At 39.9% G+C, this 10536-nt stretch carries 7 protein-coding genes; 4 read left to right on the top strand and 3 right to left on the bottom strand.

All coding sequences use genetic code 11. The features are described from left to right. The first annotated feature begins 129 nt into the window (after positions 1–129). From AN213_RS00190 to AN213_RS00180, 3 genes are all read left to right on the top strand, one after another. Positions 130–2148 (top strand): hybrid sensor histidine kinase/response regulator, encoded by a 2019-nt coding sequence (locus AN213_RS00190; protein WP_054561669.1) that lies wholly within the window; start codon positions 130–132, stop codon positions 2146–2148. A gap of 121 nt (positions 2149–2269) precedes the next feature. Further along, positions 2270–3538 carry a PotD/PotF family extracellular solute-binding protein gene (locus AN213_RS00185; RefSeq protein WP_055196748.1) on the top strand — a complete coding sequence of 423 codons (1269 nt, stop codon included), beginning with the start codon at positions 2270–2272 and terminating at the stop codon, positions 3536–3538. A gap of 9 nt (positions 3539–3547) precedes the next feature. Next, a complete protein-coding gene (locus tag AN213_RS00180) occupies positions 3548–5851 on the top strand; it encodes an ATP-binding protein (protein ID WP_055196746.1) in 2304 nt (767 codons plus the stop codon). Between the two features lie 239 nt (positions 5852–6090). On the opposite strand, the gene AN213_RS00175 is transcribed toward AN213_RS00180, so the two are convergent. Both AN213_RS00175 and AN213_RS00170 read right to left on the bottom strand, forming a co-directional pair. Next, a complete protein-coding gene (locus AN213_RS00175) occupies positions 6091–8523 on the bottom strand; it encodes a TonB-dependent receptor (protein WP_055196744.1) in 2433 nt (810 codons plus the stop codon). Positions 8524–8703: 180 nt separating this feature from the next. Continuing rightward, a complete protein-coding gene (locus tag AN213_RS00170; protein ID WP_055196742.1) occupies positions 8704–9060 on the bottom strand; it encodes a DUF5522 domain-containing protein in 357 nt (118 codons plus the stop codon). A 43-nt stretch (positions 9061–9103) separates the two neighbouring features. Here AN213_RS00170 and AN213_RS00165 point away from each other — a divergent pair, with 43 nt between their 5' ends. Continuing rightward, positions 9104–9427, top strand: coding sequence for a hypothetical protein (locus AN213_RS00165; RefSeq protein WP_055196740.1), 324 nt, complete (start codon positions 9104–9106; stop codon positions 9425–9427). Positions 9428–9467: 40 nt separating this feature from the next. Here AN213_RS00165 and AN213_RS00160 read toward each other — a convergent pair whose 3' ends face one another. Further along, complete coding sequence (locus AN213_RS00160) at positions 9468–10436, bottom strand: class 1 fructose-bisphosphatase (RefSeq protein WP_054561004.1); 969 nt, start codon at positions 10434–10436, stop codon at positions 9468–9470. Positions 10437–10536 lie beyond the last annotated feature (100 nt).

Raw genomic sequence — 10536 nt, 5'->3', positions numbered from 1 at the left:
TTTTAATAGGTGAAAATCATTACTAATAATACAAATTCAATCTTAAATTATGATTACTGCTGTTGTTATTTGAAATTCTTGGTATGCTTCTTTAGAGCCAAATAAAATTCGAATAACTAGGGAGCTAGGTTGAACTTTCTGCGCCAATTCCACGATATAGTATCTAATCAAGAAATTGATTTTTCCGACAAAGTAATCAAGTTACTAGAATTTGGTTTAGAGGTATTTGATCTCGAATTTGCGATTGTGAGTCAAGTTGATGACAAGCTCTATACGGTCATTCATGTGGTGGCGCCTGATAATGCAATCCCGGTTGGTACGCAATTCGATCTGGAAGGTACCTATTGTGCTCACACTTTAGAAGCTAATAAAGCGCTTTCATTTCATCATGCCTCAAATAGTCGGATTGCACAGCACCCTTGTTATGTAAACTTTCAACTAGAATCTTACATTGGCGCACCTATTTTTGTTGGCAAAAATGTTTTCGGCACAGTTAACTTCTCAGCGCCTAAAGTATCAAAACCTTTTAGTGAAGAGTCTCACGATTATGTAGAGTTATTTGCTCAATGGTTAGGTAACGAATTAGCACGTAATGCCTCATCTGAGAGATTAGTTAAAAAGAACTATATGCTCGCGCAAGTCGAAGAAGTTGCTCGTATAGGGTCTTGGGAACTCGACTTGCTAGAAAATAAGCTCTACTGGAGTAAACAAACTAAAGCAATCCATGAAGTCCCTTCAGATTATTCTCCAAACCTTGAAACGGCTATTGAATTTTATAAAGAAGGTGAAAGTCGTGATGCAATACAACAAGTAGTCCAAGAAGCAATTGAGCATGGTAAAGATTGGAATATTGAAATTCAGCTTATTACAGCGAAAGGGAATCCTGTATGGGTTTCAACCTATGGCGAAGCGGAATTTGAAAACGGGCAATGTGTTCGTTTAATAGGTACTTTTCAAGATGTAACGAAAGAGGTGCTACTTCGTGAGGAGCTTAAAAAGCAAAAAGCGGATGCTGTGCGAACTCTTGAAGACCGAAGTATCTTGCTGGCTAAGATTAGCCATGAACTGCGCACGCCGTTAAATGGCATTACAGGCATGCTAACGACTTTACTCTATGAAAAGTCAGAGCAAAAACGAGAAGAAAAACTCAAAGTTGCATTACGAAGTGCAGATATTTTGTTAAATATAATTAACGAAGTGCTCGACTTTTCTAAAATAAATCATGGTGAACTGAAATTAGAGCCTAGTCACTTTTTATTAAAAACAATTTTTGTTGATTTAGCGTCGTTATATTTACCTTTATATCAAGAAAAGAATCTTTATTTTGACGTCGAAATTGATATTAGTGAAGAATGTTGGACTTACTGTGATAACACCCGACTCACCCAAATTGCGTCTAATTTATTGAGTAATGCATTAAAGTTTACTGAGCAAGGCACTATTAAGTTATACGTATCTGCTAGAGTTCAAAATGACGATGTCATCTTGAATTTGCAAGTTTCTGATACGGGTATAGGCATGACGGAAACCTTTATGAAGTCACTTTTTTCACCATTTACCCAAGAGCTAAATAAGGACCGAAAAAAGGGGGGCACAGGGCTTGGCCTTGCAATAGTGAAGGAACTTATCGATTATATGGGAGGCATAATAAAGGTCAGTAGCGAATTCCAAAAAGGCAGTTGTTTTGATATTCAATTACCTCTAAAACTAGGACAGCCACAATCACATGATACGCTGCATGCCTCTGATATCGACTTTTCAGCCTTACCTTTATCGATACTGGTTGTTGATGACAACCAAATTAACCGCTTTGTGTTAAAAGCACACCTAGAAAAGTTAGGCTTAACGGCCGATTATGCCTGCGATGGTATTGATGCGATAAATAAATGCAAGCAAAACAAATACAATCTGATTTTTATGGATTGCGTAATGCCAGAAATGGATGGCATTGAAGCAACACGTATTTTAAGAGATGAGCAAATTTGCCCAACTGATACAACTTATATTATTGCTTTAACAGCAAATACTTCTGCAGATGATAAAGCAGCGTGCAAACGAGCTGGAATGGATTTATTTGTTTCAAAGCCTGTTAAAAATACGGCTATTGAGCAAGCAATTGTGACAGCTAAAGAGCATTTTTTAATCTAAATAATTGTAGTTTGTGAATACTCGGCTTAGAAAAATCATTGCTGGGTAAATGAGTAGTTATTTTAGGCAATTTAAAAATTTAACCTATACTTTTAATGGGTTTAATATGCTGGATTGCTAAATGAATTACTCTGATAACCGCCGAGACTTTTTAAAAACATTAGGTGTTGGTGCCATAGCATCAACAGTTGCCCTTAAAGCTCCCTATGTATTCGCTAAGAATACTCCCACAATTAGGGTTATGGGGACCCACGTAACTCTACAAGAAGAACTCAGGCAAAAAGCCATGCTTGAGCTGGGTATTAATATTGAATTTACCCCAATGGGCAGTGCTGCGGTGTTGCAAAAGGCAGCATCAGACCCAAGTAGCTTTGACTTATATGAGCAATGGTCAGATTCAATTAATATTCTCTGGCAAGCAGGGGCTATTCAGCCTATCGAAACAGATCGCCTTACCTATTGGCATGAAATCAACCCACTCTCTAAAACAGGTAAAATTGTGCCTGAAGCCAAGTTAGGCGCTGGTGACTCACCCAACAAACTTCTTTACGTGCAAGCAGATGGAACGCTTGCGACTACACCAAGCGATGCAATTAGTTTCTTGCCTTACGTGCATAATGTCGACTCGTTTGGTTACAACACTCAGTTCATAGAAAAGGGGATTCCTTATCAAACTGAGTCTTGGTCTTGGTTACTCGATGAAAAGAATAAAGGTAAGGTTGCGCTTGTTAATGCGCCAACAATCGGTATTTTTGATTCTGCTCTGGCTGCCGAAGCGCAGGGGCTGATGAAGTTTAAAGATATGGGCAATATGAGTATTAGCGAAATTGACCAGCTATTTGCAATTTTACTGCAAAAGAAAAGACAAGGTCATTTTGCTGGCTTTTGGACTTCGGTACCGCAGTCGGTCGACTTTATGAAAATGAAACGCGTCACTATTCAAAGTATGTTTTCGCCCGGTGTCAGTGCCTGCAAAGGGCAAGGTATCCCGGTTGTTTATGCTTCACCCAAAGAAGGTTATCGTGCTTGGCACGGGGTTATGTGCTTATCAGCTAATGCACAGGGACATGTTAAAGATGCTGCTTATGAATACATGAATTGGTGGCTTTCTGGCTATCCAGGCGCATTTATCGCAAGACAAGGTTATTACATTTCTAATCCTGAGCGGAGTCAGCCTCTTATGTCAAAAGCAGAATGGCAATATTGGTATGAAGGGCAAGAAGCATCCATGGATTTACGCGGAACAGACGGCAAAATATCTGTTCTAGCGGGTCAAGCTCGTGATGGAGGAAGCTATATCAAGCGTTTTTCGAATATAGCGGTCTGGAATACGGTAATGCCGAATTATGATTATAGTTTAGATAAATGGTATGAGTTGTTGAACTCATAAGGAGCTACATTGCTAACCATTTTTTCTAGGTCTTTAGCAGCCAAAGTGTTATTGGCATTGACACTCGTTTTACTTGTAATGGGGGCGAGTTATTTTGTCTTGAACAAGCGATTACAAAGAATTGAAACATCTTTTAACGATATAAGCCGCATTAGTAATTATGCCGTGGGTATACTTCGTATAAATAAAGATATTGTTGAAATGCAGCGTGATATTTCAGTTTATGGATTATCAGGTAGTAAAACCGTATTTAGTAAAATAATAGAGAACTTTGAAAGTATAAAAGCACGTTTAGAAAGTGTTGATTTGAAAAGTGATGAACTTGAAAGCCAAGTTTATTTAAATTCAATGACACAGCTGATTTCTCGGTACGGTGAAAATCTAGATGTGCTTGCCAAGCGTTATGAAATAAAAACAGAGCTCACTGACGTTGAGTTACCGCAAATCTATTTAGCAGCTATTAATGAATTAACCAACCTCAAATTAACTGCGACTACCAATGAAAACAAATTGGCTATCACTGAACATCTCAATGTATGGCATGAATTACATCGTGATGCCTCTTTGTTTCTTGCCAAAAAAGATTATTCTAAAAGAGCAGCGGTTAATAAGGCGCTGGCTATTTTATCAAATCAGTCACAAACCAACACTGATCTAAGTAATAACCGTGAACATGCTAAAACCTATAAACAGGCTTTTTCGAGAGGCGTGCAGGCTAACCGAAACTATTTAAGCTTGGTTAATGTTGTTATGGCTGGCGATGCTATAGAGTTCAGTACCCTTGCAGATAAACTAAGAGAGCAATCCCTAGCAAAATTGCAAAAGATTAAAAGTGAAGCGCAAGAAACAGTAATAAAAACAGATCAAACTCTGCGTTTTCTTGCTGTTGGTGTAGTTATCTACATTATCGCACTTGCAATCTATTTCCACCTGCATATATCGCGTGCAATTACACGTTTAACCACAAGTTTTCAATACTTCTTAGCTGGTGATTTATCAGCTCCTATTTATGATTTAAAGCGTAACGATGAAATTGGTGTGCTTGCAACTGCGGCAGATAGATTTCGGGTGTTAAGCCAAGACCTTACCCAAGCCAAGAAAACGGCAGAACACACCACCAAGGTGAAATCAGAATTTTTGGCAAATATGAGCCATGAAATTAGAACCCCTATGAATGGCATTTTAGGAATGGCGCGGCAGTTGAGTCGTACCAGTTTGTCTCATGAACAAATGAAGATGCTTAATATTATACAATCTTCAGGGGCAGGTTTATTGGTAATCATCAACGACATTTTAGATATAAGTAAGATTGAGGCGTCTAAAATTGAGCTAGAGTCTGTGCCTATACATTTAAATTCGCTACTAGATGAGTTACAGCATTTATTTAAAGAGCAAGCCCAAAGTAAGCATATTAAGTTGAATATTTCTGTTGCTGAAGAGTATCAACATTGTGTTTTCTTTGCTGATGAAGCCCGCCTAAAACAAGTGTTGATAAACCTTATTGGGAATGCAATTAAATTCACCGAGAAAGGCTGTGTGACCCTCAACGTAAAAATTAATGAGCTAGGCAGCGATGATTTGAGCATCAAATTTAGTGTGATTGATACAGGAATAGGTATCGCAAAAGAAAATCTCGGTAAGTTATTTGAAGCGTTTTCTCAAGCGGATACCTCAATTACAAGGCGCTTCGGTGGTACAGGGCTCGGCCTTGCTATCTCAAGCAAATTACTAATTTTGATGAATGCTCCTTTGCAGGTAGAAAGTGAGCTAGGGCAGGGTTCTTGTTTTTATTTTGAGCTAAAAACAACACAGGTTATTGAGCACTCTGAGTTTGAAACCGAAACTCGGCAAGAAAATGAAGAGGAACAAGTAGACTTTTCATCATTAAATGTATTGGTCGTCGAAGACAATGATATTAATCAGGTTGTTATCGAAGCTATGTTAAATGAGTTTGGTATAAGCTCAATAAAAATAGCAGGGGATGGCGAGCAGGCTGTTGCGCTATGTAAGGAACATAGTGGGGAAAATAATCTGCAAAACTTCTTTGATATTATATTTATGGATATGCAGATGCCTATACTTGATGGCCCGCAAGCAACAATACGCATAAGAGAAATGCCAGAGTATAAAGCGACTCCTATTATTGCCTTAACGGCCAATGTACTTGAAGGAGATAAGCAACGATGTTTTGCCGCAGGAATGAATGATTTTGTTGCCAAGCCGATTGACTACCAATGTGTTAAAACGGCTTTACTAAAGTGGTCTAAAAGTGAAGTGAGCGCTACGAGTGACTGTGATACCAACACGCAATAATACTTAATCATTTTGAGGGATTAAACCTGTCGCTATCTGCGTTAAAAATTTCTGTTTTACGACTGCATGGATGCAGAAGGTAGAGCAATGCAGGAGCAATTGCCGAGAACAACTAAATAACGAAATTTTTGCCTTGCTATCAACGAGGTTTTCTTGCCTCAAAATAGACCAATTAATTAAGCGAATTGGTATTAAAAAGCCCTGCCTGAAGGTGGCAAGGCTTTTATGGGTATGTTTAATTACAGCTCAAAGTTGTAGCTAAACTTCATACCGATAGTACGCGGCGCTGTGGTGTAGTGACCATAAACACGCTGTAGCTCAGGTAGCTCTTTATTAAGCTCAGCATATTGCGACATACCAGCCCAAGACTTATCACGACGTACAGAAGTGAATGCGTACTTATCGAATAAGTTGTCTACGTAAAGCGTTGCAGACCACATATCACCAGTAATTTTGGCAGATAAGTTACTTAGTGCATAACCTGGTAATACTTCGCCGTCTGCTTTTAAGCCTACTTTGGTGATTACATCGCTTTGCGCTGTGATACCGTAGTTTACGCTTAGTAACTTATCACCTAAGACATCTTGCTCGTAACGAAGACCAAACGAGAATTGATGCTCAGGAGCGCCCGGTAAACGGTCGCCTTTGGCACCATCATAGTAGCTTTGGTACTGTGCTAAGTCATCGCCTAACACACCAAATAAGTAAGGCGCATCTTCGGTCAATTCAGCCTTTGCATACGCGTATGTCGCATATGCAGCCCAATTATCACCAATCATTGCGCGAGTAGAAAGCTCAACACCTTTAGAATTAGCAGAGCCTGCATTTGAGGTAATTAGCTCTTGACCATTTACGGTGCTGCTACCCACTTGTGCATCTTTCCAATCAACATTAAATAGCGCCGCATTAAAATGTAGGCGGTTACGTAACCATGATGACTTAAAGCCTAGCTCGTAGTTGACCGTTGTATCTGGTTTGTAATCTTCTTCGTTTGGCAGGGCACAAACAATTTGTTGCTCAGGTAATACATCAGGGCAAGGAGCAATACCGTTACCACCACCAATACGGAAACCTTCACTCACGGTAAAGTAAGCAAGTACACCATTATCGAATGTATAGTTAGCATTAAACTTAAATAAGTTACCGTTATCGCTAGCGCTCACATTTTCCATAACAAGGTTATCTAGTGAATCAAAATCACCAGAATAAAGCGGTGTAGCAGAGCCTGATGTTGTTGATACATCGTATTCGTAAAAACGAGCACCTAAAGTTACATCAAACTGATCTGTGATGCTGTAGCCGATTTCACCAAAAAGTGCTTTTTCAGTGGTTTCGCTATCTGAAATTAGAATGTACTCAAGGTCTTGTTCAACATTTGGAATACCACCACCCCAGTACTCAGTCAGACCCGGCGTGTACTCACGATCATCAGAGTAACTTTCTACTTTGTTGTAGAAGCCGCCTACAATCCAGCTAAAAGCACTATTACTATTTGAAACTAAACGAAGCTCTTGCGTAAATGTATCGCGATCTGAGGTATCGTGCGTGTAGCCAACAAAAGAAGGGAAATCGGCATAGCCTGACCAAATATCGTAAAGTAGATCAGTTTGATCGCGCTGACCAGATTGCTCATAGCTAGACCAACCAGATGCAGATACCAGCTCAGCAAAACCAAGATCTGCTTTTACTTCTAAGCTTAATAAATCGTTTTCTTCTTCACCTGGTTCAAGTACACGAGCTACGTTTTCGTATTTTCCAGGAATCCCTTGTAGCGCACTGCTATCAGCAAGAGAGCCATATTGCGATGTCGAGTTACCGCCATTTTCTTGCTTTTGATAGAAGTAGTTTAGCGTTGCATCAATATCTTCGGTTGCAAGCCAACGAAGTGATAAACGTGCAGTGGTGATTTGCTCATCGTTAACATCGCTTACGCTTTTTAAGTTGGCATTTACATCGCTGCTGTCTGAAAAATCAGGATTTGGGTTTGATACACCCGGTTCTTGAACCACGTGGGTGTAGTCAATGTAACCAGGGTTATCGTAATAATTTAAGCTAGCACGAAGCGCTAGTTTTTCTTCAATTAGCGGGGTATTGAATACCAGACCAAACTCACCGCCAGTGCCGTCACTTTCGTTAATGCTAAATACATCGCCTGTAACCTTACCTTCGGTGATATCAAGCTCTGGTTGTTTTAGTAAGTAACGAATTGCACCACCTAAAGTACCTGCACCATACAGTGTACCTTGTGGGCCAATTAGCACTTCAACACGGTCAACGTCAGTTAAACGTAAGTCGATGCTAAGTGGAATTTCACCAACATAGGTTGCCACTGTGCCACTATCAGAAATACGGTCAGAAGTATTTGTATTCAAACCACGAACGATAATCGGAGAACCTTCACGGCCACCTTGATCAGAAATTGTTAAGCCAGGTACCCAGCGTGCGACATCTTCTAGATCACCAATGTTTTGGTCGCTAATTACATCGCCATTGAGCGCTGTGATATTAAGCGGTGCATCTTGCACTGAGCCTGCACGTCGTGTTGCAGTAATTTGAATAGTTTCAATTGATTTATCAACTTCGATAGCATCTTCTGCAGCAAACGCCATATTGCTATTGATTAAAACTGCAGAAATTGCACTTGCAAGTAGAGCAGGCTTAAAAGTGTTCATGATTGATTCCGACTTAGTTACAGTAAATTTATGCTTAAAAAATAGACGTTACTAGTAATTTAAGCTTAAAAATTGATGATTTAGTGAATTTATATCCAATTATAATGTATTTTTATTCTTATCGTCCATGCGTTATTTGCAATTAAATGCAAAATATTTGAATAAATACTCTGTAAGAGGTTAGCTATCGGAATAAGGGCAATGAGTACAGCCATTACTACAGCAGTGGCCACGTTTTAAAAAGAACCAGCGGCTAAATACCATGTAGTTGTTTTGCATGGTGTAATCGAGATTTTCTATTAAATTACCTTGAGTAAAATAAGGCTTAGCGAAGGCAAGCTGCTGTTCAAGAGGCTGTTGGTAAAGTTTAGATAAAAATGAATTGATCTTTTTTATAGTACAGTCTCGGCATAAACATTCTGTTGCAGCCTCATCGAGTGGTAAAATGTTGGGCAGCTCACTACACCAACAGGCATTAATATTGTCGGCTTGGCAGTTAAGCATTGCTTTGCATTGTGAGCAAGTAAGGGTTGTCATTAAGTAAAAAGATGCTTTGAGATTGAAAAGGTAAGCATAGCAAATGGATAAATTAGACGCATTAGATGAGTTTGCCCGCTTTGGTGATAACCGATTTGAGGCAATCTCAGTAATTACCAGTACTCCAGACACACAAGGTGGTGTCCATACTCTGACGCAAGATGTTTTCTGTCAGGTTTTACAGCGTGTTATAGACGGCGAAATAGATATCGATGAATTAGAACTTTGGGCAAACGCAGTCGAGTCTAGGCAAGACATCGACGAAAGCGCCGTTGAAGGGGCTATTTATGCGCTAAGTAATAACGAGCAAATGGGTGAGTTGAGTACAAGTACGCTAAAGAAGTTATTAGTAGTGACTTTAGGCTGAAAGAATTTTATACCTTTCAGCCTAAGGCATTTACTGCTTGCTATTTATGGTAGCTTAAGCAGGTTTCCACTTCGTTCTTCGAACCTAAGATCACCGCCACACGTTGGTGAATAGCATCAGGTTGAATGTCCATGATGCGCTCAGTGCCTGTTGAGGCAATACCGCCAGCTTGTTCGATTAACATTGCCATTGGGTTTGCTTCGTATAGTAAACGTAATTTGTTAGGTTTATTTGGATCTTTCGTGTCGGTTGGGTAAGTAAAAATACCACCACGGCATAATACACGGTGCACATCACCGACCATTGCAGCAATCCAGCGCATGTTAAAGTTACGACCACGCGGTCCGGTATCACCAGCAATTAAGTCATTGATGTAATTTTGCATTGCTGGTTGCCAATGGCGTTGGTTTGAAGCATTGATTGCAAATTCGCTAGTCTCTTCAGGTACGGTTGCAAAATCTTGCGTTAATAAGAAGGTACCGTGCGTTTTATCTAAGGTGAAAAAGCGTGTGCCTTTGCCAGTTGTTAACGCCAGCACGGTTGATGGGCCATATAATACATAACCCGCTGCAACTTGGTTTTTACCCGGTTGCATAAAAATACTAGGATCAGCCGGATCAGCCCCTTCAGGCGCCGCCATAATTGAGAAAATCGTACCAACGAGTGAGTTGATATCAGTATTTGATGAGCCATCAAGTGGGTCGAATGCAACAATGTAGTTGGCATCTGGATTACCCGCAACGGTGAAGTCTTCTTCTTCAGAGGCAATGGCTTTTACGTAGCCCGATTCTAATAAAATATCTTTTAAAAGTTGGTTAGTTAGAACATCGAGTTTTTTCTGAGTTTCACCCTGAATGTTTTCGTCTAGGGTTGAGCCTAATACGCCAGATAGGGCGCCTTGACCAACACGAAATGAAATTTCTTTACATGCCGCAAGTACCGTTCTGATCAATGAGATCAGTTCACGAGGGCAACCATCTTCTAACAATACCGGTGGGAGTCTACGCATTCTATTTTCCTGATAACGTTGTAGCCAGACATTTTTAGTGTGAGAGAGAATGTCTTAGCAAGCGCTGAATTTCGTCTTAAATAGCTGATTTTTCTTGGCG

It is taken from the genome of Pseudoalteromonas sp. P1-8 (assembly GCF_001399985.1).
Classification (GTDB): domain Bacteria; phylum Pseudomonadota; class Gammaproteobacteria; order Enterobacterales; family Alteromonadaceae; genus Pseudoalteromonas.
This window is presented reverse-complemented; position numbering and strand designations above follow the sequence as displayed.

Excerpts from the sequence above, each read along its gene's own strand:
- AN213_RS00160 (WP_054561004.1), bottom strand. The coding sequence starts at position 10,436 with ATGCGTAGACTCCCACCGGTATTGTTAGAAGATGGTTGCCCTCGTGAA.
- AN213_RS00170 (WP_055196742.1), bottom strand. The coding sequence starts at position 9,060 with ATGACAACCCTTACTTGCTCACAATGCAAAGCAATGCTTAACTGCCAA.
- AN213_RS00175 (WP_055196744.1), bottom strand. The coding sequence starts at position 8,523 with ATGAACACTTTTAAGCCTGCTCTACTTGCAAGTGCAATTTCTGCAGTT.
- AN213_RS00185 (WP_055196748.1), top strand. The coding sequence starts at position 2,270 with ATGAATTACTCTGATAACCGCCGAGACTTTTTAAAAACATTAGGTGTT.
- AN213_RS00165 (WP_055196740.1), top strand. The coding sequence starts at position 9,104 with ATGGATAAATTAGACGCATTAGATGAGTTTGCCCGCTTTGGTGATAAC.